Genomic DNA, 22872 nt, shown 5'->3' on the forward strand with positions numbered 1-22872 from the left:
TATCAGAGGATGAATGAATCTATTATAATGAGTACATAAAGAACGCTTTACTAATTCCCACTGGCTGAAGCAGCGAAAGGATGGAGTGGCATTAATGAGCATACAGGAACTTAATAACAAATTTATTGAAAAATATGGGGTGAGCGGGGAAGAGGCTAAGGTGTTTTATGCACCAGGTCGTGTCAATCTCATCGGAGAGCACTTGGATTATAACGGCGGGTATGTACTTCCCGCAGCTTTGGAATTCGGTACAACGCTGATTGTGCGTCCACGTAGTGACAGCAAAGTGAATTTTGCATCAACTAATTTTCCTTACGAAGCTTCTATTGATTATAGCGAAATTGGCAAGGCCAAAACGGGTGAATGGATTGACTATCCGATTGGGGTAATGGTTGAGCTGGATAAGAAAAGCACACCAGTATCCAAAGGGTACGATCTGCTGTTCCATGGCGATATTCCGAATGGAGCAGGCTTGTCCTCCTCGGCCTCTCTTGAAGTCGTTACTGCTTATGCGTTCCTGACTCTCGAAGGTGGCGATACAGACACTGTTGAGATTGCACTTTTGTCCCAGCGTGCTGAGAACCAGTACGTAGGTGTAAACTCCGGAATTATGGATCAGTTCGCAGTTGCTAACGGCAAACGCGATCATGCGATCCTGCTGATGTGCGACACACTTGAGTACAATTTGGTACCGTTCATCACAGGTTCATACAAATTGGTTATCGGCAACACGAACAAACGCAGAGGGCTTGTAGATTCCAAGTACAATGAACGCCGTCAGCAGTGTGATGAGGCATTGGCTATTTTGCAAAAAGAAGTGCCTTCACTAGCTTATCTGGCACAGCTTAATCGTGAACAGTTCGAAGCACATCAAGATAAAATCACAGACGAAATTGTAAGACGCCGCGCTCGCCATGTTGTAGAAGAGAATCAACGCGTGCTAGATTCCGTTGAGGTATTAAAAAACAATGATCTGAAGCAGTTTGGACAGTTTATGAATGATTCGCATGCGTCCTTGCGCGATTTGTATGAAGTTAGCTGTGCAGAGCTTGATATTATGGTTGAAGAAGCTGGGCGCATCCCAGGTACACTCGGTTCCCGTATGACTGGCGCGGGTTTCGGAGGTTGTACAGTATCTTTGGTACATGAAGATGATATAGAACGTTTTATTCGTGAAGTTGGTGAAGCCTATACCACAAGATCTGGTTTGGTTGGCGAGTTCTACGTTTGCGGCATCGGTAATGGTGTCCAAGAATTGAAGGGAGTGTAATCAGATGGCGATTTTAGTAACAGGTGGAGCAGGGTATATTGGGTCTCATACTGTAGCGGAGCTGCTGGATCGTGGCGAAGAAGTGGTGGTCATCGACAATCTGCTAACAGGGCATCGTGAGGCACTGCTGGGTGGCAAGCTGTACGAAGGTGATCTGCGTGATAAAGAACTGCTGGGTAAGCTGTTCGCTGAAAATGAGATTGAAGCGGTTATCCATTTTGCTGCAAGCTCTTTGGTCGGAGAAAGCATGAAGGACCCTGTAAAATATTACGACAACAACGTATATGGTACACAATGTCTTCTAGAAGCTATGCAAAAAGCTGGCGTGAACAAGATCGTATTCTCGTCCACTGCCGCAACCTACGGCGAACCGGAAAAGGTGCCGATTGAAGAAACAGACCGCACTGAACCAGCCAATGTGTATGGAGAAACTAAGCTGACCATGGAACGGATGATGGCTTGGTTTGACAAAGTACTGGGCATCAAATACGTAGCATTGCGTTACTTCAATGCAGCTGGCGCACATGCCAGTGGCAAAATCGGTGAAGACCATCGTCCAGAAAGTCATTTGGTGCCGCTGGTATTGCAAACGGCCTTGAAGCAACGTGACAGTATCGCAGTTTTCGGAGATGACTATCCTACAGAAGACGGTACTTGTGTGCGCGACTACATCCATGTCAGCGATCTGGCTGACGCCCATGTCCGTGCGGTAACTTATCTGCGCAGCGGAAGCAGCAGCAATATTTTCAACCTGGGCAATGGACTTGGATTCTCGGTAAAACAGGTGATTGAAACGGCGAAGAAGGTTACTGGACTTGAAATTCCTGTAGTCATTCAAGAACGCCGTGCCGGCGATCCGGCTGTGCTGGTAGCTTCCTCCGACAAAGCGCGTAGCGTCCTTGGATGGAACCCGCAGCATGCAGATTTGGAAGATATCATTCAAAGTGCATGGAACTGGCACTCTGCCAATCCGCAAGGATACGGAGAATAAGGGACTTTAGGTTAGCTTATCTTGAACTTGAGACCCTACTTAAGGAGAATTAAAATGCACAACGAGAATAAGATTACACCTGCTGGCCAGAAAGCATTACATGCGATTGAGCAGCTTGTTCTGTTCGCACTGCGCCAGCAGCTTATAGCTCCATCCGATGAAGATTATAGCCGTAATGTGCTGCTCGAACAGTTTGGTTTCAGTGAGCCGCATGTAGGTGATATCGATCAAAGTCCATTGGAAGGGCCGCAGGCTCCACTCGATGCACTGATTGATTATGGTTTTGAAATCGGATTGATCCCAGAGAATAGTGATACTTACCGTGACTTGCTGGATGCCAAGATTATGGGACTTCTCATGGCCCGTCCTTCGGATGTAAATGCTGAGTTCTATAGTCTGACCGCTGAAAAAGGCATCTCCGCGGCTACAGATCGTTTTTATAAATTGAGCATTGATTCGAACTATATTCGGATGGATCGGATCTCGAAGAATGTCTACTGGCTGCAGGATTCGCCGTACGGAGACATTGAAATGACGATCAATTTGTCCAAGCCTGAGAAAAATCCGAAGGAAATCGCAATGGCTCGGCTGCTCCCGCCGCCAGTCTATCCGAAATGTCTGCTGTGCCGTGAGAATGTAGGTTATGCCGGACGGATCAATCATCCGCCGCGCCAGAACCTGCGTATCATTCCGCTTAACCTGAATAATGAAAAATGGTTCTTCCAATACTCGCCATATGTTTACTACAATGAGCACTGTATAGTATTCCATCATGATCATGTGCCAATGAAGCTTACCAAGGATACCTTGAAGCGGCTGCTTAGCTTCGTGGAATCATTCCCGCATTATTTTATTGGCTCCAATGCAGACTTACCGATTGTTGGCGGCTCTATTCTGACGCATGACCATTTTCAGGGCGGACGCCACACATTCCCGATTCAAAAAGCGCCTAAGGAAGATACATTTACACATGCTTCTTATCCGGGTGTCAGCATTAATATCGTAAAATGGCCGATGTCCGTATTGCGCTTAAATGGAGAAGATCCTGCGGTTCTATTGGAATGCGGAAATGCGCTTTACGAAGCTTGGAAAGCCTACAGCGATCCAGAGGCGGAAGTGCTAGCCTTTAGTGAGGTTGACGGTGAAGTACAACCTCATAATACCGTTACTCCTATCGTACGCCGGGCCGAGGACGGCAGCTTCGAGATGGATCTTGTGCTGCGGAATAACCGGACTAATGAGCAATATCCTGAAGGGATTTTTCATCCACACCGGGAAATGCATCATATCAAGAAAGAAAACATCGGCTTGATTGAAGTTATGGGACTGGCGATTCTGCCAGGCCGTTTGAAGGAAGAACTCGATTCCATCGCAGGTATTCTTGCAGGAGATCAAGCGCTGTTAGAAGCGGTGAAGAATGACCCTAGTCATTCTCTTGCGCAGCATGCGGCTTGGATTCAGGAGCTGGTGGAGCGATTCGGAACTGCACTGCAACACGAGGAAGCGCTCAAGATTGTGCAGAACGAAGTTGGCATCAAGTTTACGCATATTCTTGAACACGCTGGCGTTTACAAACGGACTCCAGAAGGTCAAGCGGCTTTCCGCCGTTTCGTAACAAGCTTCGGCGCTCTGTAGTAAGTGAATTTGGATTTAAGGATGACCTCAAGCCTATGGGCTTGGGGCATCTTTTTTTATTCGGAATGACGAAACCCAGCCACCTAATTTGAATGCGGGTAACCAGAGGTTTATAATACGAAGGAGTAAGACATTATGAATTAACTACTGGAGGTTTACACATATGCGTAAATTTGAATTTTATAATCCTACCAAGCTGATTTTTGGACAGGGTACCCTTGAAGCCTTGAAGACGGAGGTTCCTAAGTACGGTAAAAATGTGCTTTTGATGTACGGTGGCGGCAGTATCAAGCGCAGCGGTTTGTACGATAAAGTAGTTGCTGAGCTGAGTTCAATAGGCGCTACAGTGACTGAACTCTCTGGAGTAGAACCCAATCCACGTCTTTCCACAGTACATAAAGGCGTAGAGCTGTGCCGGGAGCATAATATTGACCTTGTTCTCGCAGTAGGGGGCGGAAGCGTATTGGACTGCGCAAAAGCTGTTGCTGTTGGAGCGAAATATGATGGTGATATGTGGGACTTTGTAGAGCGTAAAGCAGCGGCCCAAGACGCGCTTCCACTGGGCACAGTGCTGACAATGGCTGCTACGGGATCTGAAATGAATAACGGCTCCGTAATCACAAACGAGGTTACTAAGGAAAAAATGGGCTGGGGCAGCGTGCATGCCTACCCGGCATTCTCGATTCTTGATCCAGAGAACACTTTTTCTCTGCCACGTGATCAGACCGTTTATGGCATGGTGGACATCATGTCACATGTACTGGAGCACTATTTCCATACAGACGGCAATACACCGGTACAAGACGGGTTCTGTGAAACGTTGCTGCGCACTGTAATTGAAACCGCGCCGAAGCTTATCGAAGATCTGAACAACTACGAGCTGCGTGAGACCATTATGTACTGCGGTACGATGGCGCTTAACGGAATGGTCAGCATGGGTTTTGCCGGGGATTGGGCGACTCATAATATCGAGCATGCAGTGTCGGCTGTATACGATATTCCGCATGGCGGAGGTTTGGCGATTCTGTTCCCGCAATGGATGAAATATAATCTCAGCACAAACCCTGCGCGTTTCCGTCAGCTTGCAGTAAATGTGTTCGGAGTTGAACCTGCTGGCAAAACTGATGAAGAAATCGGGCTGGAGGGTATTGAGGCTCTGCGTAATTTCTGGGATTCCATCGGTGCGCCGAAGACGCTCGGAGATTATGATATTGATGACAGCGAGATCGGCAGTATGGCTGACAAGGCTGTTCGTTTCGGAGCATTTGGTAATTTCCGCAAGCTTGAGCGTGAAGATGTAGTTGAGATTTATAAAATGGCTTTGTAAGTAACTCTTCTACGAAAAGAGACCATTTCTCTTTATTCTAGAAGCCACAATAGAATGTCAAAGAAGCGAATCCTCCGTTATGGAGGATTCGCTTCTTTGTGTTTATGGTCTAGTGTGACTTGCTCCTCTTGCTATACTTTTCGGTCGCTTTCATCCCAAGGTTTCGCTGCCGCTGACCGAACCTCCGCTGCCGCTGGCGTACCTCATCTATCACTGTTCGCACCCGTAATCTAATCCGTCGACCGTCCTCGGGAGTCTTACGGACCTAGCTGACGCTATATGCGAATTTTCAGCCTTTTGAGCAAGTTTTCGGACACCAAAGACACTATTGCTTCGAAATGGTCTTATATTTGCTGGTTTTTATGCCAATAGGGACTATGCGGTCCGATAGCATACCAAATGTCGGATAAATCGGCGAATAGGGTCTGCTGAGTCCGATGGGCCGAGGTGCGTAAGCAGCATAGCCTCTTCATACGCGCGAGAGTGTTACCCAACCAACTAGGGTTTGTAAGATCCCCTCACGACTGATTCCTCTACCAATATACGCCTACCCTACGGACCCAGCTGACGTTATATGCGAATTTTCAGCCTTTTGAGCAAACTTTCGGACACCAGAGACACTATTGCTCCGAAAGGGTCTTATATTTGCTGGTTTTTATGCCAATAGGGACTATGCGGTCCGATAGCATACCAAATGTCGGATAAATCGGCGAATAGGGTCTGCTGAGTCCGATGGGCCGAGGTGCGTAAGCAGCATAGCCTCTTCAAACGCGCGAGAGTGTTACCCAACCAACTAGGGTTTGTATGATCCCCACACGACTGATTCCTCTACCAATATACGGCCTACCCTTACGGACCCAGCTGACGTTATCTGTGAATTTTCAGCCTTTTGGGCAAGTTTTCGGACACCAGAGACACTATTGCTTCGAAATGGTCTTATATTTGCTGGTTTTTATGCCAATAGGGGCTATGCGGTCCGATAGCATACCAAATGTCGGATAAATCGGCGAATAGGGTCTACTGATTCCGATAGGCCGAGGCGAAAGCAGCATAGCCTCTTCATACGCGCGAGAGTGATACCTAACCAACTAGGGTTTGTAAGATCCCCTCACGACTGATTCCTCTACCAATACACGCGTACCCTACGGACCCAGCTGACGCTATATGCGAATTTTCAGCCTTTTGAGCAAGTTTTCGGACACCAGAGACACTATTACTTCGAAATGGTCTTATATTTGCTGGTTTTTATGCCAACAGAGGCTATGCGGTCCGATAGCATACCCAATGTCGGATAAATCGTCGAATAGGGTCTGCTGAGTCCGATAGGCCGAGGTGCCGAGGCGCGAAAGCAACATAGCCTCTTCATACGCGCGAGAGTGTTACCAACAAAAATCCGTGCTCCACCAACTATTGAACGGCCTTTAGGACAACCCAGCATATGTAATAAAATAGTGCCAATGTGAGCATGCTTATCCTCTGAATGGAACTTATTTGGGTGAATATCCAAAGATTGTGAAACCAAGGACCTACTTTGTACGTTTAATGTAATATGACAGTCCTGATTGAAGACAGGAGGAAACAAAAATGCAAACGCTGTATTTAGGCTGCTTGGCGCTAGGCGTCATATTTGCCATAGTCAGCGTCCTGGTGGGAGATCTGATCGGAGATGCCTTGCATGGGGTCTTTGATTTCGTATCCGTAGATTTTCTGAATCCCACCGTACTGGCAGGAGGAATAACCGTGTTCGGCGGAGCGGGCATTCTTCTAACCCGGTACAGCGCTCTGGAAGCTGGGGCGATCATTGCTTTGTCTTTGTTAGCCGCCGCTTTTTTGGGAGTACTTATGTATCTAGGGGTGGTTAAGCCCATGGAAAAAAGCGAAATGTCCAATGGTTTCTCAATGAGTGATCTGCCTGGCAAGATCGGGGAAATCACAATTCCTGTTCCCGCCACTGGTTATGGTGAGATTATGGTAAAGTTTGGCGCCGGCAATAGCCTGCATACGGCAGCAAGCTTTGATCATGAGCTGCTTCCGGCAGGGATTAAAGTTGTTGTAGTGGAGGTTAGAGAAGGCGTTGCATTGGTGTCAGAATTCGAAAAGAGAAGAGGAGTGGATCTTTAATGTTCGGTATTCCTGAGTATTTGTTAGTCCCTGCTGTTGTCGTTGCTGTTTTGTTTGTGCTAGGTATCGCATTCTGGGCACGTTACAAAACGGTTGGACCCGATGAAGGGATGATCGTAACGGGGTCGTTCTTAGGGAAAAATCATATTTCAGACGATGGTTCTGGTCGTAAAATAAAGATTGTACGCGGGGGCGGGGCCTTTATACTCCCAGTCTTTCAGAAGGCTGAATTTATGTCGCTTCTTTCTCATAAACTCGATGTGACGACCCCGGAAGTATACACCGAACAAGGGGTTCCGGTTATTGCCGACGGCGTAGCGATCATTAAAGTGGGTAGCTCAACGGAAGATGTGGCGACAGCTGCTGAGCAATTTATGGGCAAACCGATTGAAGCACTGAAGAGCGAAGCACAAGAGGTTCTTGAAGGTCATCTGCGGGCCATTCTCGGTTCGATGACCGTTGAGGAAGTATATCGTAACCGTGACCGCTTTGCGCAAGAGGTTCAAGGCGTGGCGGCACGTGATCTTAAGAAAATGGGTCTGCAAATTGTTTCCTTTACCATCAAGGATGTGCGAGACAAACATGGATATCTAGAGGCACTGGGTAAACCGCGGATAGCTGCTGTGAAGCGGGATGCAGAGATCGCTGAAGCAGAAGCAGTGCGGGATGCGAGAATTCAAAAGGCAAACGCAGAAGAGCAAGGGCAAAAAGCTGAGCTGCTGCGGGATACGAATATTGCCGAAGCCTCCAAGGAAAACCAGCTTAAGGTGGCTGCGTTTAAACGGGATCAGGATACAGCGAAAGCGGAAGCCGATCAGGCTTATCATATTCAAGAGGCACGTGCAAAGCAGACCGTTGTTGAAGAACAGATGAAGGTTGAGCTGGTACGTAAGGAACGTGAAATCGATTTGCAAGCCAAAGAAATTCAAGTTCGCGAGAAGCAGTATGATGCTGAAGTGAAGAAAAAAGCAGAAGCGGATCGTTATGCAGTAGAGCAAGCGGCGGAAGCCGATAAGGCGAAGAGAATGCGTGAGGCAGATGCCTTGCAATATAGTATTGAAACGCAAGCTAAAGCGACATCTGAGCAGAAGCGTCTTGAAGGTCAAGCGATGGCGGATGCAGAGCTGGCTAAAGGTACAGCGGATGCTGAGGTTATCCGGTTGCGTGGTCTAGCGGAAGCAGAAGCCAAAGAGAAACTGGCGGAAGCTTTCCAGAAATTCGGCGAAGCAGCGGTGCTCGATATCATCGTCAAAATGCTGCCTGATTTGGCTGGCCAAATTGCGAAGCCGCTGGCATCTATTGATAAACTTACCGTTGTAGATACAGGTAACGGAGAAGGTGCAGCCCGGGTCAGCAATTATGTGACTCAGCTAATGTCCACCGCTCCAGAGATGTTGAAGAGCGTCTCAGGGATTGATGTAGAGGCACTGATCAAGGGGTTGACCTCTAAAGCTTCCGGAAGCAAAGGAGCATCAGTTACACCAGTCGCACCTGTTGCACCAGCTACACCTGCAACTTATATTCAGCCATCAGCAACATCTAGTACAGCCAGCGAGACTTTAACTTCTGTGCCTGAACAAAAGGAAAAATAGTTTAATGCAATTTATATGGTTTTAATTTACTTAAGGTATGACTGGCAAAGCTGCTGGTCATACCTTAATCTTTATGTTTTGATCTGTTTTGATCTAAATTAGACAACATGATAAAAAGCTCATGCGTTTACAGGTGATTTTTGATGAAGCTTTATAGCTTATCGGCATCCCGTGGGAATTATTGTATATATAGACATCGACGCTTTCACTGGTGTTTAAAGATTTTTTCAGGTAAAATAAAAGCCTTTAAGGCTGTTCACTCTGATCTACTAGCTTAGTAAGGACACAGAGTGTTCTTCTAATATGCAATTCTTGGTGTTATGATGGTAGCAAAGCTTGTATTCATCGTACGATTTCTTATTGCGTATGCTGCTGGAAGTTAGGTGTTTAGAAATAAAAGAGGTGTCAAAAATGAGTAGCATAACAGTGGCGAAGGTGTTGAATAACAACGTTATCATTGCCCAGCATCCTCAATATTCCGAGGTTGTAGTTATCGGTAAAGGGATAGGGTTTAACCGCAAGCTGCGTGATCAGATTAATCTATCCTCCGTGGAGAAGATGTTTATTCTTCGCAGCCAGGAGGAGCAGGAACAATATAAACAGCTTCTTCCCCAAGTGGATGAGAAGTTGATTGAGGTCGTTCAAGAAATAGTATTACATATTATGCATTGTAGCCGTCAGCCGCTTAATGAGCATATTCACATTGCACTTACCGACCATATTTCCTTTGCTATCCGTCGTTTTGAACAAGATATCCCAATTCATAATCCATTTTTGTATGAAACTAAGGAGATTTATCCTGAGGAATATAAGATGGCAGAATATGCGATTGGACGGATCAATGAGGCTATGGGCGTGGAATTGCCGGTGGATGAGATAGGTTTTGTGGCTCTTCATATTGTCAGCGCACTTAGTAATAGGCAAATTTCCGAGGTTAGACAACATTCTCTCTTGATTGGAGAGCTGGTTGGGTTAGTCGAGAATTATCTGGACTATCGAATCCCACGTGATTCACTTGATTACTCAAGACTGGTAACCCATCTGCGATTCGTTCTAGAAAGATTACGCCGTGGAGAGGCGGTACAAGAGACCTCAACCCTGGATGGACTCATGAAACGGGAGTATCCTGAGATGTATTCGTTGGCTTGGAAATTAACAAAAATTATCGAACAGCGTGTGCGAATTCCCGTGTATCAAGCTGAGGTGAGTTATTTGACGATTCACCTGCAGCGTATTGCCCAGAAAAAAGTGGACGAACAAGATATGGACAAGAATGGTGAAGCTCCTTAAAGTGCAAAAGTTGTAACAAATCATGGTTTCAAAAAAAACGCTTGCCACTTAAAAAAAACGATGCTACAATGTTCACTGTCATCAACAAAACAGAATATCGAGCGTGTAACTGATTCGATCAGGCATGAGTGAATTACAGTATTTTGGTTGTTAACCCCCTTCTTGGGGCAATCTAACGATAGCGTTAGATTACAACTTCTATACTGTGTTGCTCATGCCTTTTTTGGCATCTGTTTTAGTGAAATTAATGAAAGGAGTAACCTAAATGTTTAAAAAGTTGTTTGGTGTTTTACAAAGAGTTGGTAAAGCTCTGATGCTTCCAGTAGCTATTCTGCCTGCGGCAGGTTTGCTTCTTGGAATAGGAAACATGCTGGTAAACCCAGACTTCCTGCAATATGTTCCAGCACTGGAGAACCATGTTGTTCAGGCTGTTGCCAACGTATTGATGAACTCAGGACAAATTGTATTTGATAATCTAGCCTTACTCTTCGCGGTGGGGGTTGCGATAGGTTTAGCCGGCGGTGAAGGTGTTGCGGGTCTAGCTGCCATTATCGGTTTCCTCGTAATGAACATTACGATGGGTACAGTTATTGGTGTTAATGATTACGTCCTGAGCCAAGGCGACTTCTCGTATGCCAGCGTATTAGGGATTCCAACACTGCAAACAGGGGTGTTTGGAGGTATACTCGTCGGGATATTGGCTTCGGCCATGTACAAGCGATTCTTCAAAATTGAGCTTCCTTCTTACCTAGGTTTCTTCGCAGGTAAACGTTTCGTACCGATCATGACGGCGGTAACAGCTCTAATCTTGGGTTTGTTACTGACAATAGTATGGCCACCTATTCAACATGGTCTGAACTATGTGTCACAAAGTATGATTGATACGAACAAAACGCTTGCAGCGTTTATCTTCGGAACGATCGAACGTTCGCTCATTCCTTTTGGACTGCATCACATTTTCTACTCTCCATTCTGGTATGAATTTGGTACCTACGTTGATAAAGCTGGAGAATTGGTACGTGGTGACCAACGGATCTTCATGCAGCAGCTTCGCGATGGAGTAGACTTCACAGCAGGGACATTTACTACAGGTAAATATCCATTCATGATGTTTGGTCTTCCAGCAGCGGCTTTGGCTATCTATCATGAAGCTAAACCTCAGAATAAAAAGATCGTCGGAAGTTTGATGATTTCCGCGGCATTGACATCGTTCTTGACAGGGATTACTGAGCCGCTCGAATTCTCGTTCCTATTCGTGGCTCCGTTGCTGTTCGCTGTACATGCTGTGTTTGCAGGTCTGTCCTTTATGACTATGCATATTCTGGATGTTAAAATCGGCATGACATTCTCGGGTGGCTTTATCGATTTTGTGCTCTTCGGTATTATCCCGAACCGTACAGCTTGGTGGCTGGTCATTCCGGTAGGTCTGGTCCTTGCCTTAATTTATTACTTCGGCTTCCGGTTTGTAATTCGGAAATTCAATCTTATGACACCGGGTCGTGAAGAAGATACCAATGAAGAAGAAGTGAATACGGAGTCTGTCTCCAGAGCCGGTGATGATCTACCGCGGAACATTTTGTCCGCTCTAGGTGGTAAAGAAAACATCACTCATCTAGATGCTTGTATTACCCGCCTTCGTGTTGAAGTTAAAGATAAGGCAGGTGTAGACAAGAACCGTCTTAAGAAACTTGGTGCATCAGGTGTGCTGGAAGTGGGTAATAACGTTCAAGCGATTTTTGGCACACGTTCAGATACGATTAAATCGCAGATTCAAGATGTGATTAACGGAAAGACACCTGCGGCTTCAGAAGCTCCAGTAGTGGTTGCTCCAGAGCCAGAAGAAGAACAACAGGCAGGTGAAGCTGGTGAAGCGATTATCAAGGAAGATATCGTATCTCCAGTAAACGGTGAGTTGTTGGATATCACAGAGGTGCCAGATCCAGTATTCTCCCAAAAAATGACGGGCGACGGCTTCGCGTTCCTATCCGAAGATGGGAAGATTGCTTCACCGGTTTACGGTAAGGTATTTAACGTGTTCCCGAGCAAACATGCCATCGGTATTATGTCTGACGGAGGCAAGGAAGTGCTCGTTCATATTGGGGTTAATACGGTTAAGCTTAAAGGTCAAGGCTTCACGGTATTAGTTGAAGAGGGCGATCTTGTAGCGGCTGGACAACCGATTATGGAAGTGGATTTAGAGTATGTAAAAGCACATGCACCTTCTGTAATCTCACCTGTTATTTTCTCTAATTTACCAGAAGGCTCTTCTGTAACATTGAAGAAGCCGGGTAAGGTTTCTATAGGAGACCAAGACATCATTACGATTCAGTAAAAGTGCAAGGGCCGATGCTTCCTTGTTCATACAAGGAAGCGAAGCTTTCACTATAAATTTAAAATACTTTAATAACAGAAAGCGAGTTGGATAATATTATGCAAAAAACATTCAGAATTGTCGATGAAGATGGAATTCACGCACGTCCAGCAACTGCCTTGGTAAATACAGCAACAAAATTCAAAGGTACAGAAGCATATGCAGAAGCTAAAGGTAAAAAAGTAACTTTGAAATCCATTCTTGGCGTATTGTCATTGGGTCTTGAAGCTGGAGATACTTTGTCTTTGATTACTGAAGGAAGCGAAGAAGCAGAAGCTTTGAACGCTCTTCAAGAAGTAATGATTAAAGAAGGGCTAGGGGAAATCCATGAATAAGATTTCAGGAATCGCGGCTTCAGCAGGGATTGCAGTAGCCCGTGCTTTTATCCTGAAACATCCGGATTATACGATTACGAAGACAAGTATCAGTGATACTGAAGCAGAAGTCGCTAAGTTGAATGATGCACTCGCCAAATCAAGAGTGGAGCTGCAAACGATTAAAGAGCGTACTTTGGCAGAGCTGGGGGAGAAAAAGGCTGAGATTTTCGAATCACATCTGCTTATTCTTGATGACCCAGAGCTGATCAATCCTGTAATTGATAAAATCCGTGAGGAATCGGTTAACGCGGACTATGCGCTAAACGAAGTGGCTACGCAATTCATTGAGATGTTCGAAAATATGAAGAGTGCCTATCTGCAGGAACGTGCAGCTGATATGCGTGATGTTACCAAGCGCTTGCTGAACCACCTGCTGGGCATTCATTATGTAAGTCCTGCAGAAATCAGTGAAGAAGTAATCGTGATTGCTCAAGATCTAACACCATCGGATACAGCACAGCTTAATCGTAAGTTCGTTAAAGGCTTCACAACGAACATCGGTGGACGGACTTCTCACTCTGCAATTATGGCACGTTCTTTGGAAATTCCAGCGGTTGTGGGAACTAAAACGGTTCTGTCAGAAGTGAATTCTGGCGATTTGGTGATTGTCGATGGTCTGAACGGAGACGTTCTGATCAATCCTAGCGAAGCTGAAGTGGCAGAGTACACTCGCAAGCAGGAAGCTTACGACTTGCAAATCGCAGAATGGAAGAAACTTCGCGACGAACCTACAGTATCAGCAGACGGTAAACATGTTGAGCTAGCTGCCAATATTGGTACACCAAATGATGTGAATGGTGTCATTGAGAATGGTGGCGAAGGTGTAGGTCTGTACCGCACTGAGTTCCTTTACATGGGTCGCGATAAGCTGCCTTCTGAGGAAATTCAATATAACGCCTACCGTACTGTACTTGAGAACATGAAGGGTAAGCCGGTAGTCGTACGTACCCTGGATATCGGTGGCGATAAAGAGCTGCCTTATCTTGACCTTCCGAAGGAAATGAATCCTTTCCTTGGTTTCCGTGCGATCCGTCTTTGCCTGGATCGTCAGGATATTTTCCGTACTCAATTACGCGCGTTACTAAGAGCGAGTGTTCACGGGGATCTTCGCATTATGTTCCCTATGATAGCTACGCTTGGTGAATTCCGTGCTGCACGTGATCTTTTGCTCGAAGAGAAAGCTAAGCTTCGGGAAGAAGGTAAGGAAGTATCAGACAACATTCAGCTTGGCATAATGGTTGAGATTCCATCAACTGCTGTACTGGCTGACCAGTTTGCTAAGGAAGTTGATTTCTTCAGTATCGGTACGAATGATCTTATTCAATATACAATGGCTGCGGACCGTATGAATGAACAGGTATCTTACCTGTATCAGCCTTACAATCCAGCCATCCTGCGTTTGGTCAAAAATGTAATTGATGCAGCCCATGCAGAAGGTAAATGGACGGGGATGTGTGGTGAAATGGCTGGTGACGCAACAGCTATTCCGCTGCTACTGGGTCTTGGTCTCGACGAATTCAGCATGAGTGCAACTTCCATTTTGCCAGCGCGTAGTCAAATATCTAAATTGTCGGCTGCCGACATGAAGGATTTGGCTGCAAAAGCGTTGCAGCTTGGCACGGCTGAAGAAGTCGCTGCGCTTGTTCAAAGTATCGCTAAGTAACTTTTTACGCATGCATTAATCCGTTTTAGCGTTCTACTGTTTTTCCAACTACTATTGCCGACTTCCGATGGCTGGAGGTCGGCTTTTTTATGTTTTTTAACCTATAATTTTCTGTAATTCGACCTCATTTACTGTTCACTGTTTATTTTCTTTATTGCGCAGATGTCTATACCGATAGTATTAGTAATGAGCATAAAGTCGATAAGGAACCCAAACCTATAAATATGTCGTACATATAATAGTAAGGATCCATAGAAAGTTTATACTCCATTTGCCGACTTGCAGCGCTGTGCAAGTATTAATATGAAATGAATTGGTAATATATGGACTTATAAGCAACCCCACAGGTTAGGTGGGGAGCCATAGGATGGTGTTAATTCATGAGTAAAAATTATATAAATGCAGAATTGATGATGGAAGTCTACGAGGGCAAGGATTTAGGCTTGACGTATTCAACGGAGTACAGTGTATTTAAAGTCTGGGCACCTACGGCACTTGCTGTGTCCCTTGTACTGTACGAAACAGGTGGGCATCAACTGAATACTGAGTCACCTAAGAGTGTTATGGACAATGGACGTATTGTATATATGCAGCGTAGTAATGGTGGAGTCTGGCAGACCAAGTTATCAGGTGATCTAAAAGGGAAATATTATATGTACCGTGCTGTTTTTGCAGATGGCAATGTGACGGAAGCAGTAGATCCTTATGCAACAGCGGTATCTGCAAATGGTTTAAGATCAGCAATCGTTAATTTGCAGGATACGAATCCAGAACATTGGGATCAGGATGTAGCGCCTCCGTTACAGCATCCTGCCGACGCAGTGATTTATGAACTGCATGTTCGTGACTTCTCCTCACATGAGAGCTCAGGTATGCATTATAAGGGTAAATTCAAAGCATTTACCGAATTTGGATTAAAGGATTCGGCAGGAAATACAGTGGGGATTGATCATCTGGCTGAATTAGGGATTACCCATGTACATCTGATGCCGGTATTTGATTTTCAGACCGTGGATGAGCTGAAGGTGGTCAATCGGGGTTCCTCCATAACTAATGTGGACTACAATTGGGGGTATGATCCCCAGCATTATAATGTACCTGAGGGATCTTACAGCACCGATCCTGCCAATCCTGGCTTGCGGATTCGTGAATTTAAAGAGATGGTGCAGGCCTTACACAGCCGCGGGATCGCGGTAATTATGGATGTCGTTTACAACCATACGTATGCTGTGGAGAATGGCCCCTTTGAGCCGCTTGTCCCAGATTATTTCTATCGCCGCGATTTTACGGGACGTTTGTCGAATGGCTCCGGGGTTGGCAATGAGCTGGCTACAGAACGTCCGATGGTCCGTAAATTTATTAAGGACTCCTTATCTTATTGGGCTTCGGAATATCATATTGATGGTTTCCGGTTTGATCTAATGGGACTGATGGACAGTGTTACCATGCGGGAGATTACCGAAGAGCTTCGGCTAGAAGTGAATCCGAATCTGTTGCTTTACGGTGAACCTTGGACGGGTGGAGATTCTCCGCTGGCCACTAAAACGCTAAAAGGTGTACAACGGGGCAAGGGCTATGCTGTCTTCAACGATAACTTCCGTTCAGCGATCAAAGGGGATAGTGATGGCTTCGGAAGAGGGTTCGTGACAGGCGAATACGGCAAAGAAGGTGCTATTGCAGCCGGAATTAAAGGAGCAATTCATGAGTTTACGGACTCGCCTGTGGAATCGGTGAACTATGTAACTGCCCATGATAATTTGAATTTATGGGATAAGATGCTTATCGTTCAAGGAGGGAGTCAGGAAGCTGATTTTCCGGTAATCGCTAACATGGATGACGAAGATCTGGAAGAGGCAGTGGCCCTTGCCAATCCATACGTGAATGTAGATCAGGAGAATATTCTCGGTAATGAAACTGTACGTCGATCCTTGCTTGCTAACGGAATTATTCTGACCTCGCAGGGGATTCCTTTCCTGCATGCTGGAGATGAGCTCCTGCGCAGTAAATTTGGAGATCATAACAGCTACCGCAGCGGTGATGCGGTCAACTCGATCCGCTGGAATATGAAAAGTGCATTTAAGCCCGTATTTCAATATTATAAAGGCCTGATCGAGCTGCGGCGTACACATCCGGCATTTCGTCTGCATGGCCGCCAGGAAATTGAACGCTCCTTAGAATTTCTGCGTTGTGATGGCGGAATAGTATCGTATCTGCTTAGAAGCCATGCAGGAGGTGATCTCTGGAACAATATTACCGTTGTCTTCAATGCTAATAATGACCGGATGTCGGTATCACTTCCTGAGGTTGCTGATAGTTGGAACGTAGTAGTAGACCATACCCGTGCCGGGATAGAAGCCATCCGCAGAATCGAAGGCAATGAGGTAGAAGTGGAAGGGTTGTCGATGATGGTCCTTTATGATAAATGTGGTGAGACAGCCCCACGCTCTAAAATCATCGAAATACACTATGAACGCCCAGATCAGAATTACCAAGGCTGGAATCTTTGGGTTTGGGATACAGGAATCCAGGATGGACAATGCGATTTCCGTTATATGGAGAACGGGCGTGCAGTAGCCCGCATCGAAGTGCTGCCAGATACCCAAACTATCGGATATATTTTGCGGCTTAATGATTGGGAAGAAAAAGATGGGGACGGAGACCGTTTCATTGATTGTTCTACGAATGGAGAGTTAACCAAGGTCTTAGTTCGGGATCGTGATCAGGAGATTGACGAAATTTCAGAAGATCATCTTCGGTTAAGCAGTTAGAGGCCATACAAAAAAAGCTGTTTCAGGGTTGATTTTTCCTGAGACAGCTTTTTATTTGCTCTTATGGTTTTACAATGGTCTGGTTAGCTAACCCTTCGTCCACAAGCTCGTAGTAGAGATTGGCTTTATTGCCACCATGGTCTTTGGAGCGATACATCGCCAAATCGGCGGCACGCAGCAGTTCATTAATACTGCTTCCGTGTTCAGGAAATAAAGCGACTCCGATACTCGCGGAGGTATGGAAGCTCGACCCGTTATCAACAGACCAAGACTTGTTGAACAGTTTAAGTAACCGCTGCAGTGTTTCATCAAGCATCTCTGGAGAAGTGAATCGATGCAGTACAACTGCGAACTCATCTCCGCCGATCCGGAAGGCCTGACCTATTCCTTTAACCGTATGCTGAAGTTCACGGGAGAGCAGCTGAAGAAATTCGTCTCCAGCCAGATGGCCTAAGGTATCATTTAGCTGCTTGAATCTATCACAGTCCAGCAGGGCAAGCGCAATATTTTGCCTCCGTCCTTCGGGTTGGGTGATAAGGTTCTCCATATACATTTTGAAATGAGCCCTGTTGGGAATCGCAGTTAAATGGTCATAGAAGGCTAGCTTATGTAGTCGTTCTTCGTATTGTTTTCGCTGGGTAATTTCCCGAGATAACAGCATAAATTGTGCTGGGAATTTACGGCTGCCGAGAACAGGTGACACCTTAGTTTCAAGCCATACCCATTGGCCTTCTGCTCCGCGCATGCGCAGTTCAGAAATACGCGGAGTTCCCTGAACAACACTTTTTAATTTAGCCCAGGCAATTTCCGGTTCACGTATGTAGTTGGATAACGGATCTCCTTTTTTAGGCACATAACCTAGAATACTGGAGTGTGAGGGAGAAGCATATAGAATCAACCCGTTGGGATCCGTCAAAATAATGAAATCAGACATGGTTTCACCGATAAGCTGATAAAGTGTTTGTTCTTCCAGCATTTCATTCTGGAGCCAGATGATTTTGCGTCCAAGGTAAATAATAACTAGGAGAAACACAAATAAGAGGAGTGAATAAAGAGAGAACAAAGCGCTTTTTTTATCTCCAAATCCATCCGTTACTTGCAAGGCGTAGTTGCCAATCAAGTCCTCTGCTTGGTCGAGATGTGCCCTAGCTTCATTGAATTGCGAGTTTAGGGTGAGCGCAGAATATGAATCTGAGTTCCAGCTGCTCTTCGTCCGTTCTGTTATTAGCGTATACCCTGAATTTTTCCATTTGATAATGGTAGTTTCGAAGGAGCTGAGCTCGTTTTTTAATTCGGAAAGGATAATTCCACTTTGTTTCATATCACTGTAAGGGTTTTTTATAGCGTTGATATTTGATCTTGCTACACTTATTCGTTCCTCCGCTTGAAGATTATTATCTATAAACTCCTTAGTGAACTGTTCACCTTCTGCGGCTGTTAGGTTTGGACCCATTGCGATTTGCAAGGCTACAGCGGCTTGATGCAGATCACGATCCGCGCTCAGTATGAGCTTAGAGTTCTGATATATATCATCATAAAGAGAATCTGACAATCTATTAATCGTGTAATTTAAATAGAGTAGCGAGGCGACGCTGATCCCAACCAGAAGGACGGAGATTGCAGCGAAGACATAGAATAGTTTGCGTGTTACCTTGAACTCAAAGAATCCTGCCACAGTCATCTTCTCCCTGTATAAGATGATTAAGAAAATCTATTGCTGCTTAAGTAGAACCTGCAGAACGCAATCTATGGTCAGGCGTAATTTAATTCATTCACTGATGTTTGAAGGTGCTTTTGGGATAAAAGAGGTGTTGTATACATAGTGGGAAAACATAGGAAAGTGTACGTGTGAGTAAATGGTAGTTTCTAGTATATCAAGTATATAGGACGTGCTGCTTATAGAGCAATCTTTACTCAGATAATAATCAAAATGACAAAATTTAAAGTTTAGTGTATGGGCCTATTGAATTATCTATATTCAAACCGATGGTTCCTATTACCCAACTCGAGCATAAATGATACCTTTTACAGCTGCTGAAAAAAACTGCCCTTAGTCATCTTAATGACTATAGGACAGCTAAACATTCATTATTCGTTACGCAGTGCGTGAATGGGGCGAAGTCGTGCGGCTTTGTTCGCAGGCATCATTCCAAAAATCACGCCGATGAGTAAGGAGAAAATAAAAGAAATCAGTACCATATCCCAAGCAATGGAAACTGTAAGTGCAGAGTATTTACCCAGCAGCCAACTGCCCGCGATACCAATGCCGACCCCAAGCACCCCACCCAAACCGCTGAGCACGATGGATTCAATCATGAATTGAGCGAGGATATCGAATTTTTTGGCACCAATTGCTTTACGGATACCAATCTCACGTGTTCTTTCATTGACAGATACGATCATGATGTTCATGATTCCGATGCCGCCGACAAAAAGTGAGATGCCTGCTATGCCTGCAAGCGCCATGGAAAGTGTATCTGTTGTGGAATTGACAGTTTCCAGCATTTCCTGAGAATCAAACACACTAAAAGCATTATCCGCATAATTGAATTTAGCATCAAGCGTACTTTCCAGTTTTTCTTTTGCAGCTGCTACAGTATCTGCTGAAGTTGTCTTAATGGTGATGGAACGGACGCCTTTACTTTTTAATTGGCGTTCTGCCGCGCTTATAGGAATGAGTATGATATCGTCGTTGGAACCACTTAGACTGGAGCCTTTTGTTTCTAAAAGCCCAACGATTTTATAGCTAATTCCGTTTAACTGGACCTTCTGCCCTACAGGATTGTCTGTACCGAATAAATCTTCGGCCGTACCTGAACCGATCAACGCTACCTTTTGCCGGTATTCGTTATCAATATCAAGCAAGAAGCGGCCTGCCTGTACATGAAAATCCTTTACCTCCTCATAAGAGGGGGTGATTCCTTCTACAGTTACACTAACGTTGTCTGTTTTATTCTTGGCTGTAGCATTGCCGCTGATCACAGGAGCTACATTTGCTATACCCTCTATATCCCCTAGAGCAAGGGCTTCCTCATAGGTGAGAGAGGTAGTCGCCCCACGGCCAGTAATGTTTACAGTGAGTTGGTTTGTGCCTAGTCCGTTTAGCTGCTCTGTGATCTGTGAAGTAGTTCCTTGCCCAACAGAAACAAGAATGATGACCGAAGAGACTCCAATAATAATCCCAAGCATCGTTAAAAACGCTCTAACCTTACTGCTGTTGATGCTCTTCAGGGCCATTCGCATGCTTTGGTACAATTTCACCCCGCATTCCTCCGATCTTCCACGAGGTTGCCATCCTGAATACGAATAATCCGCTCCGCTTGTTTAGCTATTTCCAGATCATGTGTGATAAGGATGATGGTATGCCCTTGCTTATTTAACTCACGTATCATTTGCATGACTTCCTGCCCCGTCCGTGTATCCAGTGCCCCGGTTGGTTCATCGGCAAGTAGAATAGGGGGAGATCCCGCCATAGCCCGGGCAATCGCTACCCGCTGTTGCTGTCCTCCCGAAAGCTCAGAAGGGCGGTGATGCATCCGATCCTCCAGCCCTACTTTAATGAGTGCTTCCTGTGCTAGTTGTCTTCTTTCCCGATGGGAGAGGCCACGATAAATCAATGGCAGCTCCACATTTTCAATGGCTGACAGCTTGGGGAGCAGGTTGAAATTTTGAAAGATAAAGCCGATCTTCTCATTGCGGATCGTTGCGAGCTTATTGTCGGATAACTTGCGAACCTCTTGTCCATCTAGAAGATAACTTCCTTCATCGGAGATATCGAGGCAACCAAGCATATTCATGAGTGTTGATTTACCAGAACCGGAGGGACCAATAATAGCTACGAACTCCCCCAGATCAATTGTAAAGGAAAGGCTATTTAAGACCGTCATGGTTTCTCCGGCCATTGTGTAGCCGTGGGACATGTCGTGAACTTCGATCAGAGGTGCTGAAGCACTCATCTGCCGCCACCTCCGCCACCACCTGGTGCGCTGCCCATACCACCAGCGCCACCTCCGCTGAAGCCGCCACCCCCACTAAAGCCACTGCCGCCGAAGCCAGCGCCACCCATACCGCCCATACCACCTCTAGTTTCCGTTTCCGTGCTGGTTGTTCCGGTTTTCGTAGAGATTACGGTAGGAATGATCACCTGGTCCCCTTCATGGAGTCCGCTGACAATTTCAATGCTGCTCTCATCATGGAGACCCACTTCGACAGTGACCATCTGTCCTGAGCTATTGCCGCGATTTCTTCCACCGGCAGCGCCGCTGCGAGCGTCAGGAGCCCCGCTGGGCATAGCGCCGCTGCGAGCGTCAGGAGCCCCGCTGGGCATAGCGCCGCTGCGAGCGTCAGGAGCCCCGCTGGGCATAGCGCCGCTGCGAGCGTCAGGAGCCCCGCTGGGCATAGCGCCGCTGCGAGCGTCAGGAGCCCCGCTGGGCATAGCGCCGCTGCGAGCGTCAGGAGCCCCGCTGGGCATTGGTGCTTGGCCCTCGCCAGTAGTTTTGGAAGTTGCGGCTGAACCCGCTGCTAGAGGAATAGAAACTGTGTATTTTCCGTTTCTTTCTTGTACAGCCTCAATAGGTACTGTTAATACATCCTTTTTCTCAGCAGTGGTTACTGAAACTTCCGCAGACATTCCGACAAGAGCACCTTCGGAGCTTGTTAGACCTATGGTAACATCGAAGAGGGAAACACCGTTTGAGGCGGTGCCCTCATTAGCTATTTTCGTAACCGTGCCCTTGAATTCCGTATCAGGCAGAGCATCCAATGAAATAGTGGCAGGCATCCCTAGCTTTACAGTAGGAATATCAAGCTCATCCACCTGCACAACTACACTTAAATTAGCATAATCGGTAATGTCGATGAGTTCAGAGCCGTCCATGGCTTTTTCGCCGCTTGCAATATTAACTGTCGTTACAGTTCCGTCAATAGGAGCCGTTAACGGATCAGGAGGAAGCATATCTTCTTGGACAGAAGCTATTTTTTCCTGTTGCGCCGAAATGTCGGTTTTGGCCTTTTCAATCGAACGTTTGGCATTTGCCAGCTCATCTTCTGCTGCACCTGATACGGCCAGCTTCTTATATTGCTCCTGCTTGTCCTCAAGATCGGTCTCAAGCGAGGCAAGTGAAGTTTGCTCCTGCTTGAGATTGTCACTCAGATCATTGCCTTCAAAGGTAATCAAAGTCTGGCCTTTTTTCACGAGATCGCCCTCTTTGACAAGAACCTCAGCTACGGTCCCGCTGTCCTTCGTTTTTACTTTACCAGTTTCTGTAGCAATCACGGAGCCGGCTCCGGATACACTAACTACGATATCGCCCTTTGTAACGGTAGCTGTATTAACAGGCGCTTCAGCGGCTTGACTGTTCTTATCAGGTAACAATGTATAAACCAGCATTCCTGCTGTGGCTACAACTACTACTCCAAGAGTCCAGAACACTATTTTTTTCTTCTTCATTTCTATCCTCCCTAGCTC

General features: G+C 46.0%; 15 protein-coding genes. 11 read left to right on the top strand and 4 right to left on the bottom strand.

The window, feature by feature from the left end:
* The first annotated feature begins 94 nt into the window (after positions 1 to 94).
* From NST58_RS09100 to pulA, 11 genes are all read left to right on the top strand, one after another.
* Positions 95 to 1270, top strand: coding sequence for a galactokinase (locus NST58_RS09100; protein ID WP_076126360.1), 1176 nt, complete (start codon positions 95 to 97; stop codon positions 1268 to 1270).
* A gap of 4 nt (positions 1271 to 1274) precedes the next feature.
* Positions 1275 to 2261, top strand: a complete 987-nt coding sequence (gene galE, locus NST58_RS09105) for a UDP-glucose 4-epimerase GalE (RefSeq protein WP_036680993.1) — start codon at positions 1275 to 1277, stop codon at positions 2259 to 2261.
* A 54-nt stretch (positions 2262 to 2315) separates the two neighbouring features.
* Positions 2316 to 3896, top strand: a complete 1581-nt coding sequence (locus NST58_RS09110; RefSeq protein ID WP_076192848.1) for a UDP-glucose--hexose-1-phosphate uridylyltransferase — start codon at positions 2316 to 2318, stop codon at positions 3894 to 3896.
* 163 nt (positions 3897 to 4059) lie between these two features.
* Positions 4060 to 5223, top strand: coding sequence for an iron-containing alcohol dehydrogenase (locus NST58_RS09115; protein WP_076184697.1), 1164 nt, complete (start codon positions 4060 to 4062; stop codon positions 5221 to 5223).
* A 1584-nt stretch (positions 5224 to 6807) separates the two neighbouring features.
* On the top strand, positions 6808 to 7344 hold the full coding sequence (locus NST58_RS09120) for a protease (protein WP_076184696.1): 537 nt from the start codon (positions 6808 to 6810) through the stop codon (positions 7342 to 7344).
* A complete protein-coding gene (locus NST58_RS09125; protein WP_081392480.1) occupies positions 7344 to 8936 on the top strand; it encodes a flotillin family protein in 1593 nt (530 codons plus the stop codon). Before NST58_RS09120 ends, NST58_RS09125 begins: the two co-directional genes overlap by 1 nt.
* 411 nt (positions 8937 to 9347) lie before the next feature.
* Positions 9348 to 10226, top strand: a complete 879-nt coding sequence (locus NST58_RS09130) for a PRD domain-containing protein (protein WP_076126370.1) — start codon at positions 9348 to 9350, stop codon at positions 10224 to 10226.
* Positions 10227 to 10491: 265 nt separating this feature from the next.
* Entirely contained in the window at positions 10492 to 12558 is a 2067-nt protein-coding gene (ptsG, locus tag NST58_RS09135) for a glucose-specific PTS transporter subunit IIBC (RefSeq protein ID WP_339247424.1), read from the top strand.
* A 98-nt stretch (positions 12559 to 12656) separates the two neighbouring features.
* Positions 12657 to 12932: an HPr family phosphocarrier protein gene (locus NST58_RS09140; protein WP_076126374.1), complete on the top strand. Its 276-nt coding sequence runs from the start codon at positions 12657 to 12659 to the stop codon at positions 12930 to 12932.
* Positions 12925 to 14637 (top strand): phosphoenolpyruvate--protein phosphotransferase, encoded by a 1713-nt coding sequence (gene ptsP / locus NST58_RS09145; protein ID WP_076126376.1) that lies wholly within the window; start codon positions 12925 to 12927, stop codon positions 14635 to 14637. Before NST58_RS09140 ends, ptsP begins: the two co-directional genes overlap by 8 nt.
* A gap of 380 nt (positions 14638 to 15017) precedes the next feature.
* Positions 15018 to 17405 carry a type I pullulanase gene (gene pulA, locus NST58_RS09150; RefSeq protein ID WP_339247427.1) on the top strand — a complete coding sequence of 796 codons (2388 nt, stop codon included), beginning with the start codon at positions 15018 to 15020 and terminating at the stop codon, positions 17403 to 17405.
* A gap of 61 nt (positions 17406 to 17466) precedes the next feature.
* Here the strand turns inward: pulA and NST58_RS09155 are convergent, their stop codons facing one another.
* The 4 genes from NST58_RS09155 to NST58_RS09170 form a co-directional block, all read right to left on the bottom strand.
* Entirely contained in the window at positions 17467 to 19080 is a 1614-nt protein-coding gene (locus tag NST58_RS09155) for a sensor domain-containing diguanylate cyclase (RefSeq protein ID WP_339247429.1), read from the bottom strand.
* Positions 19081 to 19493: 413 nt separating this feature from the next.
* The gene (locus NST58_RS09160) at positions 19494 to 20666 is read right to left on the bottom strand and encodes an ABC transporter permease (protein ID WP_339247430.1); all 1173 of its coding nucleotides are present in this window, start codon (positions 20664 to 20666) and stop codon (positions 19494 to 19496) included.
* Positions 20663 to 21361 carry an ABC transporter ATP-binding protein gene (locus NST58_RS09165; RefSeq protein WP_076126381.1) on the bottom strand — a complete coding sequence of 233 codons (699 nt, stop codon included), beginning with the start codon at positions 21359 to 21361 and terminating at the stop codon, positions 20663 to 20665. Before NST58_RS09165 ends, NST58_RS09160 begins: the two co-directional genes overlap by 4 nt.
* Complete coding sequence (locus NST58_RS09170; RefSeq protein ID WP_339247432.1) at positions 21358 to 22854, bottom strand: efflux RND transporter periplasmic adaptor subunit; 1497 nt, start codon at positions 22852 to 22854, stop codon at positions 21358 to 21360. The genes NST58_RS09165 and NST58_RS09170 overlap by 4 nt, the downstream gene beginning before the upstream one ends.
* Positions 22855 to 22872: the final 18 nt, after the last annotated feature.

Origin of the sequence: Paenibacillus sp. FSL R10-2796 (genome assembly GCF_037965315.1) — a bacterium.
GTDB classification, from domain to species: domain Bacteria; phylum Bacillota; class Bacilli; order Paenibacillales; family Paenibacillaceae; genus Paenibacillus_AQ; species Paenibacillus_AQ odorifer.

Bases quoted from the DNA above. Each gene is read 5' to 3' on its own strand.
- ptsP (WP_076126376.1), top strand. From the start codon at position 12,925: ATGAATAAGATTTCAGGAATCGCGGCTTCAGCAGGGATTGCAGTAGCC.
- pulA (WP_339247427.1), top strand. From the start codon at position 15,018: ATGAGTAAAAATTATATAAATGCAGAATTGATGATGGAAGTCTACGAG.
- NST58_RS09170 (WP_339247432.1), bottom strand. From the start codon at position 22,854: ATGAAGAAGAAAAAAATAGTGTTCTGGACTCTTGGAGTAGTAGTTGTA.
- NST58_RS09130 (WP_076126370.1), top strand. From the start codon at position 9,348: ATGAGTAGCATAACAGTGGCGAAGGTGTTGAATAACAACGTTATCATT.
- NST58_RS09165 (WP_076126381.1), bottom strand. From the start codon at position 21,361: ATGAGTGCTTCAGCACCTCTGATCGAAGTTCACGACATGTCCCACGGC.
- NST58_RS09100 (WP_076126360.1), top strand. From the start codon at position 95: ATGAGCATACAGGAACTTAATAACAAATTTATTGAAAAATATGGGGTG.
- ptsG (WP_339247424.1), top strand. From the start codon at position 10,492: ATGTTTAAAAAGTTGTTTGGTGTTTTACAAAGAGTTGGTAAAGCTCTG.
- galE (WP_036680993.1), top strand. From the start codon at position 1,275: ATGGCGATTTTAGTAACAGGTGGAGCAGGGTATATTGGGTCTCATACT.
- NST58_RS09110 (WP_076192848.1), top strand. From the start codon at position 2,316: ATGCACAACGAGAATAAGATTACACCTGCTGGCCAGAAAGCATTACAT.
- NST58_RS09120 (WP_076184696.1), top strand. From the start codon at position 6,808: ATGCAAACGCTGTATTTAGGCTGCTTGGCGCTAGGCGTCATATTTGCC.
- NST58_RS09125 (WP_081392480.1), top strand. From the start codon at position 7,344: ATGTTCGGTATTCCTGAGTATTTGTTAGTCCCTGCTGTTGTCGTTGCT.
- NST58_RS09140 (WP_076126374.1), top strand. From the start codon at position 12,657: ATGCAAAAAACATTCAGAATTGTCGATGAAGATGGAATTCACGCACGT.
- NST58_RS09115 (WP_076184697.1), top strand. From the start codon at position 4,060: ATGCGTAAATTTGAATTTTATAATCCTACCAAGCTGATTTTTGGACAG.